Source organism: Mycobacterium sp. NGS54 (assembly GCF_059812465.1).
This window is the reverse complement of sequence record NZ_JCALCS010000003.1, coordinates 127,655-151,857: the sequence shown is the minus strand read 5'-3', so window position 1 is coordinate 151,857 and position 24,203 is coordinate 127,655. Positions and strand designations below refer to the sequence as shown.

The window sequence follows — 24,203 nt, the reverse complement described above, 5'->3', positions numbered from 1 at the left end:
GGTCTACCAGTACCGCATGGCCTGCCGAAACAGGTCCCCCAGCACCGGTTTGGTCATCTCTCGCGGGGCGTTCTGCAACAGGCGCTGCTGGGGGTAGGCGCCCTCGGTCAGGGCCGCCGCGTCGTCGTCGGTGTAGCCCACCCCGCCCAGCCCGTTCGGCATGCCCACCGCCCGCATGATCCGGATGAGCTCGCCGGCGAGCACCTCGCCCGCGTCCCGCGCGCCGGCGCCCGCGGTGTTGGCGCCGAGCAGCCGCGCCCCCTGAAGGTGCCGTTCCGGATTCGCCGACGCGGTGAAGCGAAACGACGCCGGCGCGTTGAGGATGACGGCCATGCCGTGCGGCACGAGCGGCTCGTCGGGCGGGTAACCCCCGGGCCGGAAGTCGCGCACCAGCCCCGCGACCGCGTAGGCCATGCCGTGCGGCACGTGCACGCCCGCGTTGCCGAAGGCGATGCCCGCAAGCGTTGCGGCCCACATCATTTGCTCGCGGGCCTCGCCGTCGGTGGCGTCCTTCGTCGCGCGCTCCAAGAACTGCCCCAGCAGGCGCAGCGCCTCGCGGCAGCCCAGATCGCTCCACGGATTGGCGCCCTGGCTCATCGGCCGCTGGCTGGGTCGCTCGGGCGCGCGCCGCCGCAGGTAGGGCCGCGCGGTGTAGGACTCCAGCGCGTGGGACAGCACGTCGAGGCCCGCCGAGGCGACCACCTCGGGCGGCAGGCTCGCGGTGCAGTCGGGGTCGACGAGGGCCTCGGTGGGGCGCAGCGCGTGAGAAGCGATGCCCGTCTTGGCCTTCAGCGACACCAGGTCGAAGATCGCGATGCCGGTCACCTCGCTGCCGGTGCCGGCCGTGGTGGGGCAGGCGATGTGCGGCCTGAGAGGGCCGGGCACGGGTTTGCCCTCACCGATCGGCGCGTTGACGTAGGCGAGGAAGTCGGCGGGATGGGTGGCGTACAGGTTCGCGGCCTTGCAGGTGTCGATCACGGAGCCCCCGCCCAGCGACACGTAGCCGTCGGGCTGGCACTCCTGCGCGAAGCGCGCCGCGTCCCGAAACGACGCGTCGGTGGGCTCGACGTGGACCTCGGTGTAGACGACGACGTCCAGGCCGGCCGCGACGAGCGAGTCGCGGGTTTTGGCGAAGACGGGGAGCGCGGCGACGACGGCGTCGGTGAACAACGCCACCCGCCGCAGCCCGAGGGCGCGCGCTCGATCACCGACCTCCGCGAGGCAGCCGCGCCCGAAGGTCACCCGTGACGCGTCGACGGTGAAGGCCCCGTCGCAGTCCTCGGCGGGAATCGGGACATCGCAGCACGCCATCCCGTCATTATCTCGGATGCAGCGGCGCGATCGGTTCCGCCGTCGTGTCGGGAAGCCGGTGGCTTTCGATGTAGTCCCACCGGATTTGGTAGCCGAGCCCGGGTCCCGACGGCAGGTCGACGAATCCGTCCGGGCCGAGCGGATCGCAGGACGCCTCGAGGTAGGGCGGGGCGGCGTCGTAGCGGGCGCCGGGCCCGAGCAGGCCGCGCTCGTAGTATTCGCAGACGTCTTCGCTCGTGGCGCCGAGGACCGCCAGATTGCCGAAGCCGCTCATGTGCAGCTCGCAGCGCATGCCGACGGCCTCGCACATCCCGGCCAGCTTCATGACGCCGGTGATGCCGCCGCGCAGCACGTCGATGCGGCTGATGTCGGACGCGTTGCGCAGGATCCAGTCCGCCCGGGTGTAGATGCCGCCCTCCGCGATCTCGGGTGAGCAGATGGGGATGTCGAGCGCACCGGCCAGCTTCGCGTAGGACTCGACCCGGTACTCCGGCATCGGATGCTCGTACCAGTAGAAGCCCAGCCGTTCGAGCTCCCGGCCGACGCGCAGAGCGTCCTCGTAGGTGTGATAGGTCCCCCACGGGTCGAACATCAACACCATCTCGTCGCCGACGGCCGCCCGTACCTCCCGGCACACCCGGATGTCCCAGTCCACGTACGACGGCCGGGGCAGCGCGAACTCCCCCGTCGCCGGGTTCCAGTAGTGGTACGGATGGATCTTGTAGGCGCGATAGCCCTGGCGGCGGCAATCCGCGGCGTGGGCGGCGTACTGCTCGGGCGAACCCAGGTTGTTGAAGCTGCTGGCATAGGCCTTCACCCGGTCGCGGGCGCCGCCCAGCAGCTTGCGCACCGGCAGCCCCGCCACCCGGCCCGCCAGATCCCACAGCGCCAGATCGATGACGCTGCAGACGTTTTCGGGAAGCTTGGCCGCCCACAGCTGACGCCATATTTCCGCCCGGTCGAGCGGGTCCTGGCCGGCGAGCAGCGGGCTCAGGAACTGGGCGATCAGCGCCTGGTCGCCGGGCAGCAGGCCATCCTGGTCGCCGTGGAAATGACCGCCGAAGTAATAGCCCTCCGCCCCCTCGTCGGTGCGCACCTTGGTCACCGTCTGGACCACCCGGTAGTCGGTGACCAACTGGCCGAAGGAGATTCGGTCGACGACCGTCTCGAACGGGATGACCTGAAGGCCGACGATCTTCATGGCAGCCGATTGTTCCGGCCGATCGGGCGTTCAAGTAGAGCCGAAGGTCCTCGCCAGGGCCTGGCCCTGCAGGGCGAACAACCGCTCGGAGTCCGACCAGTCCGGCAGCAGCGAATCGAACCCGTGACAGGCCCGCGGAAACACGTGCAGCTCGGCGGAGACCCCGGCGCGGAGCAGCGCCAGCGCGTAGTCGACCGCCTCGTCGCGAAACGGGTCGATCTCGGCGCAGGTGATCAAAGCCGGTGGCAGACCACCCAATTGGACTCGTCGGGCGGGCACAGAGCCCGGCAGTCTCGCGTGGGGACCCAGGTAGTGGCGCCACATCAGCTCGGCCGCCTCGCCGTCGAAGGCCGGGCTGGTGCCGAACTCGGCTTTGGACGCGGTTTCCCGATCGTCCAGCACCGGCTGGTGCAGCAGCTGGAACACGACCGCGGGCAGCGAGGCATCGGCCGCGCCGTGCGCCAGGCACGCCGCCAGGGTGGCGCCGGCGCTGCTGCCCCCGACCGCCAGGCGCGCCGGGTCGACGCCGAGTTCCGTCGCGGTGGCCGCCACCCAGCGCAGCACCGCGATAGCGTCGTCGAGCGCGGCCGGGTAGGGGTGCTCCGGCGCCAGCCGGTAGTCGACCGACACCACCGTGCACTGGCCCCGGCTTGCCAGCTCGACGCACTGCCGGTGATCGGTGTCGAGGTTGCCCAGCGCGAAACCGCCGGCGTGGCAGTAGATCATCGCCGGCACCGGGTTCCCCTCGCCGCCGCGGTAGATGCGCACCGGCACGCCGCCGGATTCGGTCGCCACCGTGTCGTCGACAATCCGCACGCCCCGCGCGTCGGTGCGTTCGGCCGCCTCCCGGCGGCGCTGGTTGAACGGCTCGCGAATGAGCCCGATCGACTCGGCGGAAAAGTCGGTCCGCGTCGTCGCGACGGCTTGCAGGGCGGGATCCAGCCGCCCGAAGCCGTCCAAGCCGTCGGGTTCGGTCATCCGGCCGGGGCCTGGAAAGCGAAGTCGGCGGGCTTGAATCGGCGCGTCATTCCCCAGAAGGTACGCGCGCTGCGCGGCCACTGCGTCACCACCCGCCCGTTGGGGGCGCGGAAGTAGTTGCTGCACTGGGTGGTCCACACCGTGCCGACCATCCAGCGGTCGACCTTGGCGACGAACTCCGCCAGCGCGGCGGGCCGCACGACCACGTACGTCTTGCCCCGGCGCCGCATGTGTTTCAGCGCCCGCACGATGTAGCGGGCCTGGGCCTCGAGCATGAAGATCACGCTGTTCGAACCGACATTGGTGTTCGGCCCGTACAGCATGAAGAAGTTCGGGAATCCCGGAACGGCCATGCCGAAATACGCGTGGGCCCCGTCGCGCCACACCTCCCGCAGCGTCGTCCCGCCCTCGCCGGACACGTCCAGCCCGGCCAGGTAATCGGCCGCGGCGTAGCCCGTCGCGCACACCACGACGTCGACATCGCGTTCGGTGCCGTCCTCGGTGACCAGGCTGCGCGCGCGCAGGCAGCGCGCCGGGCTGTCCAGCACCTCGACGTTGGGGCGGACCAATGCGGGCAGGTAGTCCGAGGAGAACACCAGCCGCTTGCAGCCCATCGGATGGTCCGGGGTCAGCTTGCGGCGCAATTCCTCGTCGGCGACCGTGTTTTCGAGCATGCCCAGCGCGACCGTCTTGAACTCCTCGGTCTTCTCGCTGCCGTGCTCGATCACCGAGATGTTGGATTCGCTGCGCAGCCACAGCCGCGTGCGATACAGCTTCTTGGCGAACGGTATGTGCGCGAAGATCCAGCGCTCCCGTTCGGTGTAGGGCCGGTCGGGCTTGGGCAGGATCCAGGTCGGTGACCGCTGCACCGAATACACCTTGTCGGCCACCTTCGCCAACTCCGGCACCAGTTGCGAGGCCGTCGATCCGGTGCCCAACACGGCGACCCGCGCCCCCTCGAGCGAGACCGAATGGTCCCAACGCGCGGTGTGCATCAGCGTGCCGGTGAACGGCTCCTCTTCCACCAGGCCCGGGAGCAGGGGGCGGCTGAACAGGCCCACCGCGGACACCACGACGTCGAAGTGGTGCGTCTCGCCGCTCGCCGCGGTCAGACACCAACGCTGGGCGTCTTCCTCCCAACGCGCGGCGACGATTTCGGTGCGCAATCTCAGGTGTGGGCGCAGGCCGTACTTGTCGGCGCAGCGCTGGAAGTACGCCAGGATCTCGGGCTGCGCGGGCCACAGCCGCGACCAGTCCGAGTTCAGGTCGAACGAGTACGAGTACAGGTGCGACTTGACGTCACAGGCCAGCCCCGGATAGGTGTTGATCAGCCAGGTGCCCCCGACGTCGTCCTCACGGTCGAAGATGGTGAAGTCACCGAAGCCGGCCCGAGCCAACAGGATTCCCAGGGCCATGCCTCCGGGCCCGGCACCGATAATGCCGACCGACAGGTTCCCGCTCACCTTATTTGCAGGCATTGCCCACCGTCGACGACCAGTTCCGCGCCGGTGATGAACGACGCCTCGTCGGAGACCAGAAAGGCCACCGCGTCGGCGATCTCGGCCGGTTGGCCGATCCGCCCGAACGCCGACGACGCGGCCAGCCGCAGCTGGGTGGCGTCATCGAGCATCGGGGTCGCGACGGGTCCGGGAAACACCGCGTTGACGCGGATGCCGAAGGGGGCCAGCTCGGCGGCCGCGTTCTGGGTCAGCCCGCGCAGCGCCCACTTCGACGAACCGTAGGCGCTGTGGCGCGGAAAGGGCCGGATCGCCCCGGTGCTGCAGATGTTGACAATGGCCGCGTTCATGGCCGCGTTCATGGCCGCGTTGCCGGCCGCGCGCAGGTGCGGCAGCGTCGCCTGGATACCCAGGAAGGCGCCTAAACAGTTGACCCGCCAGGCATTTTCGAAGCCCTCGGCGGTCTCGTCGGCCAGCGAGGCGCGGTGCAGCGCGCCGGCGTTGTTGACGAGCGCGCTCAGCGAGCCGAAGCGCCGCACGACCGTGTGCACGGCCGCCTCCCACTGCGCCTGCGAGGTGACGTCGAGCGGGATCCCGATCACCCCGTCGTCACCCAATTCGTCGACCGCGGCGGCCAGTTCGTCGGCCCGCCGATCGCACGCGGCCACCGAATGGCCGGCCGAGCGCAGCCGTTGGGCCATGGCCCAGCCCTGTCCGCCTGCGGCGCCGGTCACCAGTGCGACGCGTTGATTCACGAGGACGGCACCTCGGGGCTGTCGGACAGGCCGCGGCTGGTGACGAACTGGCACCGCCGGCGCGCAAAGCGCCAGCCGCCGTCGGCGCGGACCAGCTGGTCGTCGTACAGGGCGGGCCGCAGGTGCAGGTCACCGGCCCTGACGAACAGCACCTGCGACCGGGCCGTCGCGGTGTCGCCGTGCACGTCGATTCGCGAGACCCCGGTCAGGTGCAGGCCGCGCGGCGCGTTGCGGAACATCGTGTCGATGCCGTCGTGGCCGACGAACGCCCGCCCATAGACGTCGAATTCGCCATCGGGTGCGAACAGCGCCACGCAGGCGTCGATGTCGCCGGCGTCGAGGGCGAGGGCGTAGGCGGCGATCAGCTCGCGGATCGCGACGCGGTCGTCCGTCATCCCCCGGTCGCCTCGCGTAGGTGTTCGGCCGCTCCGCGCCGCAGGGCCTGGGATTCTGCGGCCAGGGTGATCATCCGGAAGCCCAGCCCTGCCATGGCGCGGCCCGTCTTGCCGTCTCCCGCGTGGATGCCGGTGATCAGGCCCGCCTCGGTGGCGGCGCGCTGGATCCGGGCGATCGCGTCCAGCACCGCCGGATGGTTGGTCGCGCCAACGACTTCCACGCCCAGCGAAAGGGCCAGGTCGGCGGGCCCGACGTACAACCCGGCCAGCCCCTCGACTGCGCAGATCTCGTCGAGGCCCGATAGCGCCGCCGCGGTCTCGATCATCGCGAACACGCTCACCCGGGACTCCAGCGCGGCCGTGTCGTGGCCCAGGCTGGCGCGCAGCGGGCCGAAGCTCCGGACGCCCACCGGCGGGTAGCGGGTCGCGGCCACCGCGGCGGCGGCCTGGTCCGCCGACTCGATCATCGCGATGATCACGGCGTCGGCGCCGGCGTCGGCCACCCGCCCGATCGGCGCGGCGTCGGCGTTCGGCAGCCGCACCGCCGTGCCGATCGGCACGTGCTCGATGCGCCGCAGCATGCCGGCGATGTCCGCGTCGTCGATGTAGCCGTGCTGGGCGTCGAAACCGACGTAATCGTAACCGGCCCGGGCGAATTCCTCGGGACCCAGCAGCGTGGGTCCCGTGATCCAGCCGCCCCAGGTGGGGGTGCGGTCGCCGCCGAAGACGCTCATCCGGCGATCGCGATCTTGATGCGCTCGGGCGCCGGCCGGCAGGCCAGCTCGAATGCGCCCTGCACGTCGTCCACGCCGAAGGTGTGGGTGAGATAGGTGCCGAGCAGCTCGGGATGCTCGTCGGCGAACTTGGCGGCGGCGTCCAGGACCCGCCGCCGGTCAAGCGTCACACCGGATTTCAAGGTCAGGTTGTTGCGCAGCATGAGGCGCATGCTGATCGGGTAGGCCTCGTCGTCGGCCACGCCGAAATAGAAGACCGTGCCGCCGGGCGCGGCGGCCTCGACGGCGTGCCCCAGGGTGGCCACCTGGTGCCCGACGGCTTCGATGACGACGTCGGCGCGGTCGTCGGGAGCCAGTTGGCTCACCCAGCGGTCGCTGGTGGCGCGCACCGGGTCATCGACCCCGAATGCCGTTGCGTGGCTGGCGCGGTCGACGGGGTCGACCCCGGTGACCCGCCGCGCGCCGGCGGCCTTGGCGACGTAGGAGAACAGCAGGCCGATCGAGCCCTGGCCGATGATCGCGACGTGCCGGCCGGCGAGGTCCGGCAGCTGTTCGCAGGCGTAGAGGACGCACGCCAGCGGTTGCAGGCCGATCGCCTCCGCCGGGCTCAGCGCCGGGTCGTAGGGCGCGAGCATGCCGCCGTCGCTGATTACCCGTTCCATCAGGCCGTCGAACCCGGATGCCCAGCCCACCACGCGGTCGCCGGCGCGGTGATCCGGGTGGCGGCTGGCGATCACCTCGCCGGCGACCTCGTGGATCGGGAACCCGTCCTTTTCGGCGGCGCTGCGCCCGTCGTCGCCCGGTAGCCGGCCCCTGTTGCCGCGAAAGGCCGGCAGATCGCTGCCGCAGACGCCGGCGGCCGAAAACCGCAGCAGGACTTGGCCGTCGGTCAGCTGCTCGGGCGTCTTGTCGGGGATCGACGTCCGCTCGAACTGGTATGGGGCGGTGATCCGGTAGGACCACACGTCAGACCTCCACCGGGATCTTGTTCCATCCCCACTGGAAGCTGGACGGCAGCCGGGTGGCGGCGTCGCCGTGGATCGCGAAGTCCGGCACGCGGCGCAGCCATTCGCCCAGCAGCACATCGATTTCCAGCCGGGCCAGGTGGTAGCCGATGCAGAAGTGCTGGCCGCGGCCGAAGGCCAGCGAGCGGCGGATCGGGCGGTTCCAGACGAATTCGTCGGGGCTTTCGTACTCGCGTTCGTCGCGGTTGGCCGACGCGAGCAGCGTGATGATGCGCTGGCCCGGCTCGATGGTCTGGTCGTGAATTGTGTACGGCCTGCGCGCCGTTCGGGCGAACCACTGCGCCGGGGCGCAATAGCGGATCATCTCCTCGCGCGCGACCGGCACGTTGGCGGCGAGGTCGGCGCGAACCCCGGCCATCTGGTCGGGCCGCTGGCCGAGTTCCCACAGGCCGTGCGCGACGATCTTGGGCACCGTTTCGGTCCCACCGATGAAGATGCAGAGCATCTGGGTGGCGGCTTCGACGTCGGACAGGGCGCTGCCGTCGGGCAGGCGGTAGCCGAGCAGGCCGTCGACCACCGGCAGCGCGTCGCCCGACGAGTCCGCTCGGCGGCGCTGCACCGACGGGATCAGGTATTCGAGGTAGTTCGGCCTGGCTTCGGCGACCTCGACGCCCACGCCGGGTTCGGCGAGGCTGCCGGCGTTGACCGCGGCCAGCACCTGCGAAGCGAGATCCGTTGGGATGCCGAGCAAATCGCACACGACGGACGCCACCACGATGCCGCCGTAGTCCTGCGTCAGGTCGAACGAGCCTTGCGGCAGCAGCGCGTCGAGGCGCTCGTTGGCCAGCGTGCGGATCCGGGCTTCCAGCCCGGCGACCGCCCGCGGCCGCAGCGGGGCCGAATGCGCGCGACGGATCTCGCCGTAGAGGTCGGTGTCGAACACCGCGTGGAAGGGCAGCGGATGCAGGGGCGGGTCGTCAACCGGCCCGGTGTTGTGGGTGGCCAACACCGATGCCGCGGGCAGGGTTCCCTCCGACGCCACGAACGTGCCGTCGTTGACCTCCAGCACCCGCCAGATGTCGTCGAAGCGGGAGAGCGCGTAGGTGTCCCACTGCGGCATGTAGTACACCGGGTGCTCATCGCGCAGAATCCGGTAGTACGGCAACGGGTTTGCCATGACTTCCGCGTCGAACGGATCGTAGGAAAAGCTCACTGCAGTGGCGACGGGGATAGGGCTTGCAGAATCGAGTCCTCCCAGCCGTCACGCAGGGCCGGCGCCACGCTCATCCAGGTGACGATCTCGGCGGGTGGGCTGTCCTTCCAGGACGGGTAGTGATTGGCGAAACACTCCCAGCCGCCGTCCAGCGCCCAATAGTGGATGACCTCGTTGTAGCGGAAGGTCGTGGTGAACGAACCCAACCAACGCTTGCCGGTGCGCTCCGACCAGGGGACGTAGAGCCGCTCCAGCTCGCGGATGTAGTCGTCCTGGCGCCCGGGTTTGGTCTGCATGGTCTCCTGAATTACCAGCGAGGCAACGAAATTCGCCTCGCGCAGCTGTGCCAGCGTTTTGTTGCTGGGTCCCGGGTACATGATTCGCCCCTCACCCGAGGCGCCGATACCGGCCAGGAACTCCGACCATTTGCCGGCCGCGACCTCATGGCTGCCGCCGCGCGCCTGGGCGGCCCCGATCCGGGCGTAGTCGGTGAACCCGTCGATCTCCCAGATGATCGTCACCTCTGGCCAGTGGCCGTTGTACGGGGTGGTCTCCCAGATGGCGAACAGCCGGGCGCCGAGCTCGTCCATCATCGGCTGGTAAGTGCCGGTGAACATTTCGGTGAAGGCGTCGCTTCGCCCTGATCCCAGAGCGATCGTCTCGTGCAGGTAAAGCAGTGTGTGGCCGTAGTACTTCTTCATCAGTCGAGCCGGGCGGCCATGTCGCACAGCAGCGTCTCGGTGGGATCGACTGACTCGCAAGGCAATCCCGCCGCCGCAAGCGCGTAGCCCTTGAACCTGCGGGCCGCCGCGCTGAGGACGTGCTGCGTCCGGGTCATCGCGCGGTTGACGCCCAGCGGCCACCCGTCGCCCCACAGCGCGACCTCGGTCAACCGGTCACCCAGCGACTCGAGCACCTTTTCCCGCACGAGCGGGTCGGCGGCGAACGCCTCGGCGCTGACCGCCAGGCTCTGGCTCCACGACGCCGTCGGGTCCGGCCGCGCCGCGGCGTCGAACGCCTGCACGCCAAGGATCCGCAGCGACCGGGATTCGCGGCCGTGCGGCAGGAGCGCGGTCACCTCCCAGCCGGCCATGACCCGGTCGTAGAGCCAACCCCCTGCCGATTGCACGACGTCGGCGGCGCTGGCCGCCACGACGTCCAGCCGATATCGCAGGCATTCGCCGTCCGCGCGGGCCGATCGTGCGGCGCCGACCCGGGGGCTGTGGCCGACGTCGAAGGTTGGAGTGACCATCAATCCGTTCCTCACCGATGGGCTGACTGTCACCGGACAGCGTGACACTTCGACGGAATTTTGTAAAGGTTCCTAGCCTCGCCGCGCCTCGAGTTCGGCGAGAATCTCGTCGGTGTGCTGGCCCAATTCGGGGGCCACGGAGCGCGGCGCCCACGGCGTGCCGTGGAAGTCCGCCGGCGTGGCCACCATCGCGACGCCGGCCTCCCCGTCCGGGACTTCCACCAGGCCGCCGGCGGCGTGGAACTGCTCATCGGCCACGACGTCCTCGAGCGCGTTGATCGGCGCCCAGAAGAGTTCCGGTTCGCCGGCGAAAGTCCGCGCCCATTCGTCGAGCGAGCGGGTCGCGAAGATCTTGTCCAGCTCGGCGATGAGCGCCACCGCATTGGCAGCGCGGGATCGGGCGTCGGCGAAGCGGGGGTCGTCGCACCATTCGGGGCGGCCGACGGCGCGGCACAGCGGGGGCCAGTGGCGCTCGGCCTCCAGCCCGACGATCCAGAACCGCCGCCCGTCGGCGGCGGCGTAGTTGTTCATGCACGGGTTGCCCATCGACTCGCGCTGGCCGACGGCGATCGGCTGCCCGGTCAGCAGGTAGGTGTTGAGGTCGAAGCTCACGGTGTAGGCGCCCTGGCGGTACAGCGAGGTGCTGACCAGCTGGCCCGCGCCGGTGCGTTCGCGGGCGAGCAGCGCCGCGCACACGGCGGCGGCCAGCGTCATCCCGGCCGAGTGGTCGCCCATGCCGCCGCGCTGGAACGGGGGCGTATCCCCGGGCCGGGTGAGCAGGTGGGCCAGACCGGCGCGGGACCAGAACGCGGCGACGTCGTAGGCGGCGCGGTCGGCGTCGGGCCCGGTCTCGCCGTAGCCGGTGATCAGGCCGTAGACCAGGCGCGGGCTGCGGGCCGACAGCGTCGCGTAATCCAGGCCGAGGCGCTGCAACGCCGCCGGACGCACGTTGGTGATGAAAACGTCTGCGCCGGAAAGCAATTCGAACGCGGTGTCGCGGTCCGCCTCGGCGTTGAGGTCCAAGACGATGCTGCGCTTGGACCGGTTGTCCATTTCGAACGGCGGGTTGACTCCGAGATCGCAACCCAGCATCCGGCCGAACAGGCGGCCCGGGTCGCCGGTCGGCGGCTCGATCTTGATCACGTCGGCGCCCCAGTCGGCCAGGATCCCGCCGGCGGCCGGTCCGGCCACCCAGACCCCGAGTTCGACGACCCTGATGCCTTCTACCGGTCCGGCCATGGCTTGCACCCTAATCGCGTCGAACCGGGCGCCGGCCCTACAGGTAACCGTTGGGCCCGGGGAGGCCGGCCCGGCCGGTCGCCCCGCCGACAGCCGGCGATTGGGGTTGGAAGAACTGCAGGACGCCGCTGTTGCCGCTTAGGAGCGTGACGGTCACTTGGGAAGTGCCGCCGCCAGTCATGAACGACGAACTCGCTGGACTGATGCTGTTGATGTTGCCGCCGGGAGCGGGAAGGTAGGCGACGATAGCTCCTCCGGGCGTGTTGTTCACCATCGTGAAGCTGCCCGCACCGACGGTGAGGTTCACCGCGCCTACGCTGCTGCTGCTGCCGGTCGCCCCTTGCCCACCGGCTCCGCCCAGGCCGTGAATCCACCCGCCACGCCCGCCGTCGCCGCCATTGCCGCCGTTCAGCACGATCGGAGTGCTCTGGCCGAGGGACACCGTCGCGCTGTTGGGACCGACGCCACCGCCCTGCCCGCCGCTCCCGCCGGCGCCCCACAAGCCCGCAGCCCCACCGACTCCGCCCGTCCCGCCGGTAAAGGCGTTCAGGCCGCCGTCCCGCAACGCGATCCCGCCGGTACCGCCGCCGCCGCCGTTCCCATACAACAACCCGCCGGTGCCGCCCGCCCCGCCCGCCGCGCCGGCCCCGCCGACACCGCCGAGGCCGCCGTTGCCGACCAATCCGGCCGGCCCGCCGGCACCGCCGGCGACCCCGGGGTTGCCCGTTTGCGAAAAGCCGTCGCCGCCGTTGCCGATCAAAAACCCGCCGGCCCCACCGTTGGGGTTGGCCGCCGTCCCGTTGGCGCCGTCGCCGATCAGCGGGCGCCCGAACAACAAATTGGTGGGTGCGTTGATCGCCGCCAAAACGTCTTGCTCCAGGGTCTGCAACGACGGCACGTTGGCCGCCTCGGCGGCCGCATACGCCGCGGCCGCGCCGTTCAACGCCTGCACGAACTCGGCGTGAAACGCCGCCGCCTGGGCGGTCAGGCCTTGAAAGGCGCGCGCGTGGCCGGAGAACACCGACGTGATGGCCGCGGATATCTCGTCACCCGCAGCGGGCACGATCGACGTAATGGGGGCCGTCGCGGACGCGTCCGCCGCGATCAGCCCCGCGCCAATATCCGACAGATCCGATGCCGCCAAGGCCACGAAGTCGGGAACCACCGCGAGATACGCCATCGCTTCCTCCTACCGACGCGTCGGCCCAGCGTACGCAGATTCCAAGCTGATATTTAGGCTTTCCGACAACGCGGACGCCTACGCTTATGTCACGGCCGTGGCCGCCCTACGGAAAGGGTTGGGACGCAATGAGTCTGGTTGCGGGACGCGGACCGCTGAGCACGCATCCAGCCGGGAGGTTCTCGGCCTCGATGGTGCACCGGCTGGCGCCAGCATCAGACGGTGCCGCCCGGGGAGAGCAGTTCCCAGTCCTTGATGTCGGCGACGGGACCAAACAGATCGGCGGGAATGTCGCCAGCGAGTAGTTGACCCGCGCGAACCAGGTGCGGCCAATTGCGGTTGGCCAACGCTGGTTTAGCCAGAGTGATCACGTCGCCGATCCCGGATTCGAGAACGGCGGCCGCATCGCGGGGATCGTCAAGGTGTCCGTTGACGAGGACGGGCAGGCCGCTGTGCTGTTTGGCCAGTTCGGCCAACGTCTTCGGGCCCGCATCGAAAGCCGGTGCCAGCGCGCGGTACTCGGTCGTGTGGATGTAGTCGATGCCCGTGTCGGCCAACGCCCCGAAAATGACCGCGGCGTCCTGTTCGCCACCGGCCCACCGGTGCTGATGGTCGGACACTTTCCCTTGGGAGATGCGGATTCCGGTGGTGATCTCCGATCCCACCGCAGCCGCGACGTCGCTGCTGATCTCTGCGGCCAGGCGAACGCGATTGGCGACACTTCCCCCGTACTCGTCGCTGCGAGTGTTCAAGTAGTCGGTGAGGAACTCGTCGAGCAGATACCCGTTCGCCCCGTGGAGTTCGACACCGTCGAAGCCGGCATCGCGGGCCAGGCGCGCAGCCCCCACAAAGGCCCGGCGCACCTCGCGAACCTGCTCGGCGGACATCGCTTCGGGCATCGTGTACGGGCCCGATCCGCGATACATGGCGGCTTGTGCGCCCTTCGGACGCACCGCGGACGGACCTACGGTCGAGGATGTGTAAACGTTGCCCTGAGATTGGCTGCCGGCGTGCATCAACTGGGCAAAGATTTTCGCGCCGGCCGCGTGTACCCGCTCGACCACGGGCTGCCAGGCCTTGGCCTGAGCCGGAGTGGCGATGCCGGGCTGGAACAAATAACCCTGGCTGGCCTGCTCGTCCATGTAGATGCCTTCGGTGATGAGCAGGCCGAATCCCCCGTCGGCGTACACGCCGTAGTACGAAACCATCCGCTCGGTCGCCAGTCCCTCAGCGGTAGCGCTCACGCGGGTCATCGGCGCCAGGGCGACGCGGTTTTTCAGGTCCGCGCGCCCGATCGTTGCCGGAAGGAACAGGGACTCATGTGGTGGCCGGCTCGCCGCAGTCACCGGCCCGTCTACTTCCTGGTTCGTCACGGGCGACACAACAGTGCGCCCTCCGGAAATGTTCCGAACGGCCTGACCGGCCCTGCAGATAAGCTTTGGCCAATGAGTTTGGTAGCAGGACGGGGACCGCTGTCCGCCGATCCGGCCGGGCGGTTCGCTCCCCAGATACCCGCCGGCGCGGTCTACGTAGAGCCGCATCCGCGGCGGGTTCAGGCGCTACTGGGCGGCCGCCTGGTGATCGACACCGAGCAGGCGCTGCTGGTGCACCGGCAGGGCCGACCGCTCAGCTATGTGTTTCCTGCCGACGGGGTCGGCGACCTACCGAACGAGCCAGAACCCGAGGCGCCGGGTTTCGTCCACGTGCCCTGGGACGCCGTCGACACCTGGCTGGAGGAGGGCCGCGAGCTCGTGCACTACCCGCCGAATCCGTATCACCGGGTCGACTGTCGGCCGACCAAGCGGCGCCTGCGCGTCAGCGTCGCGGGCACCACGCTGGTGGACACCGACGACACGGTGATCCTGTTCGAGACCGCGCTGGAGCCCCGCCTCTACGTCGCTCCCGCTCACGTGCGCACCGAGTTGCTGCGTCGATCCGAGACGTCGAGCTACTGCAACTACAAGGGTTTCGCGACGTACTGGTCCGCGGGTGAGGTCGACGACGTCGCCTGGAGCTACCCGGATCCGCCGCCGGAAAGCCTTCCCATCAAAGGGTTTTTGAGCTTCGACGCCGCGCGCGCCGAAGTGGTCGCGGAGCTGCCGGTCAGCCTCCGTAGCTAGGGCGGCCAGCGCCGATTGGGCTGTCAACGCTTAGGCGTGCGTCGACTGTTCCGATGTGTTCGAGAGGCATCTGCGCGGCTCTGGATGCCGGCCAGCAGCATGTCGAGGGCGCGGTCGAAGTCAGCGGACATCGATGATTGTTGACTGGTCGATGCCAGCGCTGCCAGGTAGGGGTGGTCATCGCCCGCCAGGCGTCCGATGCGGCGGGCGGCGGCGACGTTCAGCTGCTCTGGGGCGCCCACCGCCGCAGGGCCGGCCAGCTCGACTTGAGCGGCACCCATGACGAGGCTGAGCACCCCGCGGAAGGCGGCCAAGAGATCGTGGTCGGCAAGTCCGCCACGGACCAGTGCCGCGACGAGCTGCTCTGCGGGCGCGAAGCTCTCGCTCGAGACGGTGCGGCGGGTCAAGACCAGCGGAACAGCGTTACGGTGACGGCGCATCGATTCCCATACGGCGATCGCAATGGATTTCACGTCGGCGAGCCAATCGTCCGACGGGAGAGGCAGTTTCACGTCGGTCAGCACCGCTTCTGCGACTAACGCTTCGAGTTCCTCCCGGTCTTTGACGTAGTTGTAGAGCGTCATCGGTCCGGTGCCCAAGGCGCTGGCAAGCGAGCGCATGTTCAGCGCGCCGAGCCCGTCGCGATCGACGATCCCCATTGCGTGTGCGCGCACTTCCGAGACGGTGAATCGGGCCCGCACAGCTCACCTCCTCGTCATCACCGCTTGACACGTACAGCGTACCTAACGTAGATCTATACGTACAACGTACGTATAGAGAAGGAGGTTGCCGTGAGAACTCACATCACCACCACCCCGGTGTCGTTCACCTCGCACGGCGCTCGGTGCGCGGGCTGGTTGACCCTGCCCCGCGGCGCTGGTCCGCATCCGGGGGTGGTGCTCTGCCACGGCCTCGGCGCAACGCACGACATGGTGATGTCGCAATACGAGCAACACTTCGCGGATGCCGGCGTGGCGACACTAGCCTTCGATTATCGGCACACCGGCGCTTCGGACGGCTCGCCACGGCAGCGCTTCAGCATGCGCCGACACCAACAGGATGTCGGAGCTGCGCTGGACTGTCTGCGTCACCACGACCGCATCGACTCGCAACGAGTCGGCTTGTGGGGCACCAGCCTTGGCGCGATGCACGTGCTGAGGGAAGCCGGAGCCCGTAGTGATCTGGCCGCGGTGGTGGTGCAGTGCCCGATCGTTTATGGACCGGCAACGCTGACCCGCGGCGGGTGGCGGCACGCTCTGCGCACGACGCCGGCGATCCTCGACGACGTGCTTCGCCGGATCCGCGGCGCCGCACCAAGATATGTTTCGATCGTCGGCGAGCCGGGCAGCCTGGCCGCGGTCACCACCCCCGGTGCTCTCGACGGGTGGTACTCGACGGTCCCCGCCGGCGCGACCTTCGACAACCGCATTGCCGCCGCCGACGTAGTCGGCATCGCCGTGACCAGCGCCAAACACGCCGCCGCGAAGATTGTGGCTCCACTGCTGGTATGTGTCTCGGCACGAGAGACCCTGATGGACCCGCGTCACGCCGCCGACGTCGGGCACCGCGCGCCGCATGGCGTCGTCCGTCACTACGACGGCGACCACTTCCAGATCTATCACCCGCCCCTACTAGGCGAACTGCTCGCCGACCAAACCCAATTTCTTCTGGAGAATTTGAATGTCCACGGCAGTTAACATTTTGCGAGACAACGATGCTCGGCTGATCGCATTCCTGCGCACTCTCACCAATGACCAGTGGGCGCAGCCCAGCCTGTGCACAGACTGGAGCAACCACGACGTCCTGGCCCACCTCGTCGTCGGCTACTCGGCCACGCTGGCGTCGATCGTCGCCGGCACGCTGCGACACCGCGGTTCGTTCGACCGCACCAACTCCTCGATGGCCCGCACCCTGGCAGCACAACGGGGCCCGCACATCCTCATCGATGACCTCGCGGCATTGACGCAGCGGCCCCGAGGCGTCGGCCGCCTGTTCCCCCGGCGACTGCTCCTCGGCGATCACGTCATCCACCAACTGGACATCACCTACGCGCTCGGCGCAGACTCCGCGATTCCCCCGGCAATACTCGCCGCAGTTCTCGACACCGAAATAAAAGTCCCGAACCCCTTCGTCCCTGCCGCCGCACGCGCACGAGGCCTGACCCTCATCGCCACCGACACGCCGTGGTCACGCCTCGGTGACGGACCCTCGGTCACCGGCGAAGCCGGCCACCTTGCCTCAGTGCTGGCCGGCCGCCCCTGGGCGCTACGGCATCTGACCGGCAATGGAGTCTCGATACTCGCCGCCCGTCTCCGGCCGTCGCCAAAGTCCTTGCGGCGACGCGCCGTCCAGCACCACCACTGACGGCGCGCCTCACGAACGTTCGGTCCTCCTACGACTAGCCGCGTCGGCGGCGGCCCAAGTCGATGATTGATTTATCGTCCCGACGGCGAGTTGGCGCCGCGCGGTCACGTCCAGTTTGATGAAGACTTTGCGCAAGTGGTACGCGACGGTGTTGGGACTGATGAACAACTGGGCGCCGATCTCCGAGTTGGTGGCCCCGCGCGCGGCCAGCGCGGCGATCTGTGCCTCACGCGGTGTAAGGCCCGAATCGCCGCGGCCGGCAGGCTTTTCGCGAATGCGCTCGCCGGTGGCTTCAAGTTCAAGCCGCGCACGCCCAGCAAAGGCTTCCATTCCATTGCTCGTGAACACTTCATAAGCCGGCCGTAGCTGGACGCGAGCGTCGAGCGGCCTGCGTTCCCGACGCAGCCACTCTCCGTAGACAAGCCGTGCACGCGCGGCGGCCGGACGCAGGTTTGTGCGGTCCAGCCGCTCGATCGCCTCACGGTAGAACCGTTCCGCCGGCCCGCCCCTGCTTACGAGTGCCCGCGAGCATGCGTAAGTTCCTAGCGCCCAATCTGTTCCAGCAGCCTGCGCGCTCTCTTCAAGGCAGGCAAGAGCATCACGCGCGTCGCTGGTTTGCGCACAACGAGTTGCCGCCTCTATCAACTCGGGTAGCAAGAACGTCGTCCACAGCTCTTCTGCGTGCTCGCACCCTCGTCGGGCTGCCGCCAGGGCCTGCTCATAAACCCCCAGCCCGTTATACAGCAGCGAAGTCGCCAATTCGATTGACGCCAAGCCCATTCCCTCACCTCGGGCTAACGCGTAGTGGGTCCCCGCCTGCACCAATCGTGCAGTTTCGGTTTGGTCACCCTGCCAGGCCGCAAGCGGGAGAGCCGCGTAGGGAAACACCGTCAAAGCCGTCGACGCCGCGATAGAGTCGGCCTCGGTGATCAGCTGCCGGGCCGCTGTGAAATTCCCATTCCAAGTCAGCGCCGCCGCTAGCGAATGCAACGCCACGGGCAACACCCGTTGATCTTCCGCCGCACGGGCGAGCTCGACTTGTCGGGCCGGCAGGTGCAACCACGCGCGATCGTCCCAAGCGATGATGGCGCCGTGGCAGGCAAGCCATAGCCAGCGCGTCCCGTCCTCGACACTTGGCCGGCCGGCGGCACAGAAGCCGTCCAACGCGCTTTGAACCAGCGGGATACCAGCTCGGGGCCCAGTGACGACCAGCGCCGTCAACCCATCCAGCAAAAGATCTGGCGGGCTTTCTGGTCGCCGGGCCGCGGGGGCGCCCGCAGCGGCCCTCGCCACTTCCAACACGCCGCCGGCGCCGGCGAAACGGCCCGCGAACAGGACCGCCGATAGCGCCTCCAGGTACAGTTCGCGCGCCGCCACCGCATCGTGCGGCGCACATTCCTGGGCCAGGGTGATCAACGCGGCAGCGGCGTCACTGCCGCACTTGGACGTGAACAGCATCTCGCCGCGCAGCGCGGACGGCAGGGGACGGCTTCGACCCAGCAACGAGACCCGGTCCGCCGGGCGCATCAGTGCACTCGCCGACGAAGCGGCGGCCGCAGGTCAGCGCCGCCGGTCAGCGGGACGACAAGGCGAAACTTGATGACTTCGCGCCCGCCCCGGCTCCGGGCGTAAATCATGTGCGAATTGTATCGGCTTCAGGGACGCAATGCCGTGGGTCGAATTGCCGAACCGGTGCCCCGAACCCGAAGGTGGCTCGGCCGTCGATCGCACGTCGACTACCAGGTCCTGAGGATTCTCCTTTGGGTCGCGGCGGACCATCATCGAGGTAAGCCGGGCGTACCAGCCCACCCGCTCATCTGTGGAGCTTTGGAGGCAGCAACATGACCACCGTTCGTGAGGCGATCCTCGACTTGCTGCGCGCACATGAATTGACGACCTTTTTTGGCAATCCGGGCTCGTCGGAATTGGCTTTGCTGCAAGACTTCCCAGACGACTTCCGCTATGTGCTGGGGCTCCAGGAAATGGTCCCGGTCGGGATGGCCGACGCATATGCCCAAATCACCGGGCGACCCGCTCTTGTCAACCTGCACACCGCTCCCGGAATGGGTAACGCGCAGGGCCAGCTCTACAACGCATTCATCAACAAGACCCCGCTGATCGTGACCGCCGGAAATCAGCGCCGCACGATGCAGAACCAGTACTGCCTGCTGACGAACAGCGAACCCGCTTTGGTGCCAAAGCCATTCGTGAAATGGGCGGCCGAACCGGCGATCGCCAGCGAGGCTCCTGCCGTGCTGGCCCGCGCCATCCACCTGGCGACCACGCCGCCGATGGGTCCGGTATTCGTCTCTCTGCCGATGGATGACATGCCGGTCCAATTCGACGACGCGCAGGCCACCGATGTCATCGCCGTGCGAAACCGCTTGGTGACCCGCACCGCGGGCTTTTCCCCCGAACTCGCCGAGCAGATCAGCGGCCGGCTGGAGTCCGCGAAATCGCCGGCGCTGATTGTGGGCGGCGACGTCGAACGCTATGGCGCGTGGGAGGCGGTGATCGCGTTGGCGGAGCGCACCCGATCGGCCGTCTGGACGGCACCACTTACGGGGTGGAGCGGATTTCCCGAGAACCACCCGCTGTATCAAGGAATCCTGCCGCCCGGAGCGGGCTGGATCTCCGAGATGCTGGCCGGACACGACCTACTCGTGGTGATCGGGGCACCCGTCTTCCGGTATTACCCGTTGGTACCGGGACCGTATCTCCCCGAGGGTGCGAGCCTGATTCAGATCACCAATGATCCGGACGAGGCTGCGCGCGCCCCCGTCGGGGACGCGATCATTGCCGACATTGCCAGCGCGGCCGAAGCACTCCTCGCGGCGACCAAGCCCACCCAGCGGCAGACCCCAGCAGCCCGTGCGCCGATCCCGGACCTGGCAAATTCGCAGACGCCGCTGCGCCCCGAAGCACTATGGACGGCTGTCGGCCGGGCCGCGCCGCCGGACACGTTGTGGGTCAGCGAGGCGGGCAGCAATGAAGTCGCCATTACGAACAGCATTCGACCCGCTAATCCGTTCTCGCATCTATCGTCGGCCGGCGGCGGATTAGGATTCGGGCTGCCCGCATCCGTCGGTGCTCAACTTGCGGCCCCAGACCGTCCTGTCGTCGCGTTAATGGGTGACGGTTCGATGCAATACGCGATTACCGCGCTGTGGTCTGCGGCGCAGTACCAGATCCCGGTGACAATCGTGGTGGCCTCCAACACCGAATACGGTGTGGTCAAAGAATTCGGTGGATGGGAAAAAACACCGGGCGTACCCGGGCTCGACATACCCGGGCTCGATGTCGTGGCAACGGCGGCCAGCTACGGCGTCGACGCCTATGAGGCCCACACCACGGATGAGGTCACCGAATTGGTCAAAAGCGGCATCGCCGACCGGCAGCGACCCACCCTGATCAACGCCCGCACTACGCCGGTGGCCGCCTGGTGATCGCTGAGCATCCGGTCAGCCACCGTAGCTAGGACGCCCCAGCTTCAGCGTGTGCTGGGCGATCATGTTGCGGAACACCTCGAGGGTGCCGCCGTAGATTCCGAGCGGTAACGCGAGCCGGTAAAGGTGTTCCGCCGCACCGTCACTCGCGGAGCCCTGCGTCGCGGCGGGCAGCGCGGCGGCCGCCCCCAGGATGTCCATCAGGTCCGGGGAGATGTCGCGCATCGTCTGCGCGATCGCGACGCGCCCGAACATGCCGGGCGTGGACAGCGCCGCCTCCATCCGCGCGACTGCCCGCCCGAGCCGATACTTCACCGACCCGTCGTCCACCTGCGCGACGAGCGCCGCGACCGTGTCGACCACTTCGGCCATGATGTCGCCGTGCGCCGACATCGCCGCGACGTATTGCAGGCCATGGTCTTCCCGATCCACGATGCCGTGCTCGGAGTCCAGCGCCGAGCGCATCACCGTCCAGCCGCCGTTGATCTCGCCGATGCGGTAGAGGTCGTCGACGCGCACGTCGCTGTAGTAGACGATGTTGGTGCGGTCGCCGTCCAGGGTGCGGATGGGTTGGATCTCGATGCCCGGCGTATCGAGCGGCACCAGGAACATGGTCAGGTTCTTGTGTTTCGGGCCCTGCGGGTCGGTGTTGGTGAGCAGGAAGACGTACCGGGCGTTCTGCGCGTTCGAGGTGAACATCTTGGAGCCGTTGATAACCCATGCGTCCCCGTCGCTCACCGCGCGGGTCTTGCAGGTGGCGACGTCCGAGCCGCCCTCGGGCTCGGTGTAGCCCAGGCACAGCCGGATCTCTCCGGACAGCACGCCGGGCAGCACCTTGTCGGTGAGCTCCGGCGCGCCGAACCGCTGCACCAGCCGCGCGACGACGGACGTGGTTCCCCAGTGGTACCAGGGCGTGTGGGCCCGGGCGATCTCGAGATGAAAGATGCGCCGCCGGACCGGGCTGAATCCACCCTCGGACTCGAGCCGCCAATCCGACGCCAGGTAGCCGGCCTCGCCCAGCGCCAGATGCACCTGCTCGTCGAAGTTTTCCCCGAACTCACGCTGGCGGCGCAGCACGTCGTCGGTGACGTGCTTGGCGATGAAGGCCCGGGTCTCCTCGAGAAATTCCTGGTCCTCGGCGCTGAGCTCGACGGCTGAGAAGTCCATCTACATCGCGTCGCTCACGAGCGTGCGGAACCGATCGAGGGTCTCGAGCGCATGCGCCATGCTGTCACCCGGCAGGTGGACGCCGACCCACGTCACACCCACTGCCGCAAGCTTTTCCAGGCCGCCCAGGTAGGCGTCGGCGTTGAAGTCGTCGGTCGCGGGGCTGCCGCCCTCGAAGTTGGTGAAGGTGATGTCGATCGCCGACCAGTCCCTGCCCACCGCGTCGCAGCGGCGCCGCAGGTCGTCGACGCCCTCGGTGAGACGCTCGACGGAGTCGATGACCGCGGTGCCGGAAGTCTTCGCCAGCTGCGGCGGGGCGGGAAACGGGCACCAGCCGTCGCCGTACTGCGCCACGCGCTGGCGAGCGGCCGTGGTGTTGCCACCGATCCAGATCGGCGGATGCGGCTGACTGAGCGGCCTGGGGTGCGCGGTGATGCCGCGCGCGCTGAAATGCTTGCCCTCGAACGAAATGTCGTCGCTGGTCCACACCGCGCGGATCACCTGAAGGGCTTCCTCGAACAGTTCTAGCCGCTCGTCATAAGTCACGCCCAGCGCCGCGAACTCCCGCTTGAGATAACCCACTCCGACCGCGAGCGTGAACCGGCCACCCGAGAGCAGATCCAGCGTGGCGCCGGACTTGGCCACCACGAACGGGTTTCGGTACGGCAGCACCACGATGTTGGGAATCAGGCGCAGCGTTGTCGTCCTGGCCGCGGCGAAACCCAAAGCGACAAACGGATCTACGGCGTCATGCCCCCCGGCCTCCAGCCAGCGCTGCGACGGCGCGGGGTGGTCGGTGAAACCGAACCCATGGATGCCGGCGGCCTCGGTGGCCTCGGCCACCTTTCCGATGCCTTCGCCGCTGACCAGCTCCGGGTTGTACGGATGGCTGTGCATCGGGTGGGTGATGGTGAAGCGCATGGCGGTCAGAATCGTGCGCGGGAATCGATCGCCGTGTCGCTGGTGCGCAGCGGACGGATCAGCGCCTCCTGGGCGAAGGAGGCCAGCAGCTCCCCCTCCTCGGAGTGCACGGTGCCGCGCACGTACGACATCCCCGCGCCGACCTGGGTGCTCTCGTGGGTGTAGAGCAGCCAGCCGTCCCAGAGCACGGGTTCGTGGAACGCGACCGAGATGCTCATCGGTGCGGTGGACACCGTCAGGTGCGCCTGGCTGGTGCCGATGCCCGGGTGCGCCCGCATGGTTGTGGAGATCCCCAGATGCCCGGTGAAGTACGCGACGAGCGCCTTGGCAAGGTCGTCGCGGGTCGGGATCGGGTCATAGTGCAGCCACGCGTACAACTCGGGCGGCCCGACCTCGTCGGGGCTGTTGACGTCGATGACGTCGACGAGGCGCAGTTCGCGTCCGACCATCGGCATCGGCGAATGGTTGGCGTCGGCGGGGGCCGCCACGTCGGGACGCGGCAGGTGATGGCGGATGACGTCGCCCGTCGGGACGTCTGCCAGCACGGTGATGCTCAGGCAGCGCCGGCCGTTTTGGTGCACGGCCACGACCGCGGTGGCGGTAGACCGGCCCTCGGCCACGACGTCGAGAACGAGTTCGATCGGCGGGCCGACGGTCACCGCGCGGGAGAACACGGCGTGGGCCGAGCGCACCGACTTGTCCGGGAATCGCTTGGCCACCGCGACAATCGCCTGAGCGAGCACCTGGGTGCCCTCCACCACCTGCCGTTCGTCGCCGACGGCGATCCCGGTGTCGCCGGTGAACCGGTCCTGCCCGTCGGCCCGCACGTCGAACAGGTCCAGCAGACCCTGCACCGTCCACTCGATCTGCTCGGATTCCTCCGAAGCCTTCGTCAAATCCGCTCCACCTCCGCGCCAGCAGCTCAGGGCTCAGCGTGACACTTTGAGTAAGATTTGTAAAGCTTGGCTAACAGATACACGGAGGCAACGCAATTGGGCATCGTGACGAGCACCTCGGAGACCGCGTTCACCCATTCCGCCGAGGCCGTGTACGACTTCGTCACCAACCCGGCGAACTGGACCAAGACCTATCCCGGCAGCGCGCACATCGGCAACTTGCCCGAGCTCCCGCTGAAGGTCGGTGACACCTGGGAGGAAGCCGGGCCCGACGGGGAGCGCATCTTCAGCTGGCAGCTCGCCATCGCCGACCGGCCGACGCTGTTCATGTTCAATTCGGTGGGTCGCCTCGGCCACGACCGCAACGGGAACGGCGGGATGGAGGGCCGGATCACCGTCACCTACCGGTTCACCCGGCCCGGCCGGGACGTCACCCTGTTCGCCAGGACGATGACGATCGAGGCGTTCAAGCACGCGCCGCTGCCCGATGCGCTGTTCCAGCAGGCCAATCCGGCCCGGATCGACGCCTACCACGCGGCCGTCGCGCGCGAGCTGGGCGAGATTGACACCGATGCGCGCAGTGCGTGACACTTTGGCGGTGTTTTGTAA

The 24,203-nt window shown here is 68.6% G+C and carries 23 protein-coding genes and 1 pseudogene; 5 read left to right on the top strand and 19 right to left on the bottom strand.

The features are described from left to right. Positions 1-3: 3 nt before the first annotated feature. From AC5Y5E_RS09675 to AC5Y5E_RS09610, 14 genes and pseudogenes are all read right to left on the bottom strand, one after another. A complete protein-coding gene (locus AC5Y5E_RS09675) occupies positions 4-1,311 on the bottom strand; it encodes a hydroxyacid-oxoacid transhydrogenase (protein WP_499902775.1) in 1,308 nt (435 codons plus the stop codon). Positions 1,312-1,318: 7 nt separating this feature from the next. Then, positions 1,319-2,512 carry an enolase C-terminal domain-like protein gene (locus AC5Y5E_RS09670; protein ID WP_499902774.1) on the bottom strand — a complete coding sequence of 398 codons (1,194 nt, stop codon included), beginning with the start codon at positions 2,510-2,512 and terminating at the stop codon, positions 1,319-1,321. Between the two features lie 30 nt (positions 2,513-2,542). Beyond that, on the bottom strand, positions 2,543-3,490 hold the full coding sequence (locus AC5Y5E_RS09665) for an alpha/beta hydrolase (protein ID WP_499902773.1): 948 nt from the start codon (positions 3,488-3,490) through the stop codon (positions 2,543-2,545). Beyond that, entirely contained in the window at positions 3,487-4,968 is a 1,482-nt protein-coding gene (locus AC5Y5E_RS09660) for a flavin-containing monooxygenase (protein WP_499902772.1), read from the bottom strand. Before AC5Y5E_RS09660 ends, AC5Y5E_RS09665 begins: the two co-directional genes overlap by 4 nt. Continuing rightward, the gene (locus AC5Y5E_RS09655; protein ID WP_499902771.1) at positions 4,950-5,702 is read right to left on the bottom strand and encodes an SDR family NAD(P)-dependent oxidoreductase; all 753 of its coding nucleotides are present in this window, start codon (positions 5,700-5,702) and stop codon (positions 4,950-4,952) included. The genes AC5Y5E_RS09660 and AC5Y5E_RS09655 overlap by 19 nt, the downstream gene beginning before the upstream one ends. Beyond that, positions 5,699-6,097 (bottom strand): nuclear transport factor 2 family protein, encoded by a 399-nt coding sequence (locus AC5Y5E_RS09650; RefSeq protein WP_499902770.1) that lies wholly within the window; start codon positions 6,095-6,097, stop codon positions 5,699-5,701. The genes AC5Y5E_RS09655 and AC5Y5E_RS09650 overlap by 4 nt, the downstream gene beginning before the upstream one ends. Further along, a complete protein-coding gene (locus tag AC5Y5E_RS09645; RefSeq protein WP_499902769.1) occupies positions 6,094-6,831 on the bottom strand; it encodes an HpcH/HpaI aldolase family protein in 738 nt (245 codons plus the stop codon). The genes AC5Y5E_RS09650 and AC5Y5E_RS09645 overlap by 4 nt, the downstream gene beginning before the upstream one ends. Beyond that, positions 6,828-7,796, bottom strand: a complete 969-nt coding sequence (locus AC5Y5E_RS09640) for a zinc-binding dehydrogenase (protein WP_499902768.1) — start codon at positions 7,794-7,796, stop codon at positions 6,828-6,830. The genes AC5Y5E_RS09645 and AC5Y5E_RS09640 overlap by 4 nt, the downstream gene beginning before the upstream one ends. Before the next feature lies 1 nt (position 7,797). After that, positions 7,798-9,009, bottom strand: coding sequence for a cytochrome P450 (locus tag AC5Y5E_RS09635; RefSeq protein WP_499902767.1), 1,212 nt, complete (start codon positions 9,007-9,009; stop codon positions 7,798-7,800). Continuing rightward, a complete protein-coding gene (locus AC5Y5E_RS09630; protein WP_499902766.1) occupies positions 9,006-9,710 on the bottom strand; it encodes an NIPSNAP family protein in 705 nt (234 codons plus the stop codon). The genes AC5Y5E_RS09635 and AC5Y5E_RS09630 overlap by 4 nt, the downstream gene beginning before the upstream one ends. Continuing rightward, complete coding sequence (locus AC5Y5E_RS09625; RefSeq protein WP_499902765.1) at positions 9,710-10,261, bottom strand: hypothetical protein; 552 nt, start codon at positions 10,259-10,261, stop codon at positions 9,710-9,712. Before AC5Y5E_RS09625 ends, AC5Y5E_RS09630 begins: the two co-directional genes overlap by 1 nt. 72 nt (positions 10,262-10,333) lie before the next feature. Beyond that, positions 10,334-11,500 (bottom strand): CaiB/BaiF CoA transferase family protein, encoded by a 1,167-nt coding sequence (locus AC5Y5E_RS09620; protein WP_499902764.1) that lies wholly within the window; start codon positions 11,498-11,500, stop codon positions 10,334-10,336. Between the two features lie 376 nt (positions 11,501-11,876). Continuing rightward, positions 11,877-12,680: pseudogene (locus tag AC5Y5E_RS09615) on the bottom strand (PE family protein); the annotation flags it as partial. Positions 12,681-12,895: 215 nt separating this feature from the next. Further along, positions 12,896-14,026: an oxidoreductase gene (locus AC5Y5E_RS09610; protein WP_499902763.1), complete on the bottom strand. Its 1,131-nt coding sequence runs from the start codon at positions 14,024-14,026 to the stop codon at positions 12,896-12,898. A gap of 99 nt (positions 14,027-14,125) precedes the next feature. Between AC5Y5E_RS09610 and AC5Y5E_RS09605 the strand changes: the two genes are divergently transcribed. Beyond that, positions 14,126-14,800 (top strand): DUF427 domain-containing protein, encoded by a 675-nt coding sequence (locus tag AC5Y5E_RS09605; RefSeq protein ID WP_499902762.1) that lies wholly within the window; start codon positions 14,126-14,128, stop codon positions 14,798-14,800. Between the two features lie 23 nt (positions 14,801-14,823). Here the strand turns inward: AC5Y5E_RS09605 and AC5Y5E_RS09600 are convergent, their stop codons facing one another. Next, on the bottom strand, positions 14,824-15,501 hold the full coding sequence (locus AC5Y5E_RS09600; protein WP_499902761.1) for a TetR/AcrR family transcriptional regulator: 678 nt from the start codon (positions 15,499-15,501) through the stop codon (positions 14,824-14,826). A 51-nt stretch (positions 15,502-15,552) separates the two neighbouring features. On the opposite strand from AC5Y5E_RS09600, the gene AC5Y5E_RS09595 reads away from it, so the two are divergent. Together AC5Y5E_RS09595 and AC5Y5E_RS09590 are read left to right on the top strand one after the other, a co-directional pair. Next, on the top strand, positions 15,553-16,497 hold the full coding sequence (locus AC5Y5E_RS09595; protein ID WP_499903268.1) for an alpha/beta hydrolase: 945 nt from the start codon (positions 15,553-15,555) through the stop codon (positions 16,495-16,497). Beyond that, complete coding sequence (locus tag AC5Y5E_RS09590; RefSeq protein ID WP_499902760.1) at positions 16,481-17,164, top strand: maleylpyruvate isomerase family mycothiol-dependent enzyme; 684 nt, start codon at positions 16,481-16,483, stop codon at positions 17,162-17,164. Before AC5Y5E_RS09595 ends, AC5Y5E_RS09590 begins: the two co-directional genes overlap by 17 nt. 9 nt (positions 17,165-17,173) lie before the next feature. On the opposite strand, the gene AC5Y5E_RS09585 is transcribed toward AC5Y5E_RS09590, so the two are convergent. Next, the gene (locus tag AC5Y5E_RS09585) at positions 17,174-18,691 is read right to left on the bottom strand and encodes a helix-turn-helix transcriptional regulator (protein WP_499902759.1); all 1,518 of its coding nucleotides are present in this window, start codon (positions 18,689-18,691) and stop codon (positions 17,174-17,176) included. A gap of 314 nt (positions 18,692-19,005) precedes the next feature. Between AC5Y5E_RS09585 and mdlC the strand changes: the two genes are divergently transcribed. Continuing rightward, positions 19,006-20,610: a benzoylformate decarboxylase gene (mdlC, locus tag AC5Y5E_RS09580; protein WP_499902758.1), complete on the top strand. Its 1,605-nt coding sequence runs from the start codon at positions 19,006-19,008 to the stop codon at positions 20,608-20,610. A gap of 15 nt (positions 20,611-20,625) precedes the next feature. Here mdlC and AC5Y5E_RS09575 read toward each other — a convergent pair whose 3' ends face one another. Genes AC5Y5E_RS09575 through AC5Y5E_RS09565 form a run of 3 tightly spaced genes read right to left on the bottom strand, consistent with a single transcriptional unit; the run spans position 20,626 to position 23,594 of the window. Continuing rightward, positions 20,626-21,777 (bottom strand): acyl-CoA dehydrogenase family protein, encoded by a 1,152-nt coding sequence (locus tag AC5Y5E_RS09575; protein ID WP_499902757.1) that lies wholly within the window; start codon positions 21,775-21,777, stop codon positions 20,626-20,628. Beyond that, a complete protein-coding gene (locus tag AC5Y5E_RS09570) occupies positions 21,778-22,698 on the bottom strand; it encodes an LLM class F420-dependent oxidoreductase (protein ID WP_499902756.1) in 921 nt (306 codons plus the stop codon). 5 nt (positions 22,699-22,703) lie between these two features. Beyond that, complete coding sequence (locus tag AC5Y5E_RS09565; RefSeq protein ID WP_499902755.1) at positions 22,704-23,594, bottom strand: acyl-CoA thioesterase; 891 nt, start codon at positions 23,592-23,594, stop codon at positions 22,704-22,706. A 96-nt stretch (positions 23,595-23,690) separates the two neighbouring features. On the opposite strand from AC5Y5E_RS09565, the gene AC5Y5E_RS09560 reads away from it, so the two are divergent. Then, on the top strand, positions 23,691-24,182 hold the full coding sequence (locus AC5Y5E_RS09560; RefSeq protein ID WP_499903267.1) for an SRPBCC family protein: 492 nt from the start codon (positions 23,691-23,693) through the stop codon (positions 24,180-24,182). Positions 24,183-24,203 lie beyond the last annotated feature (21 nt).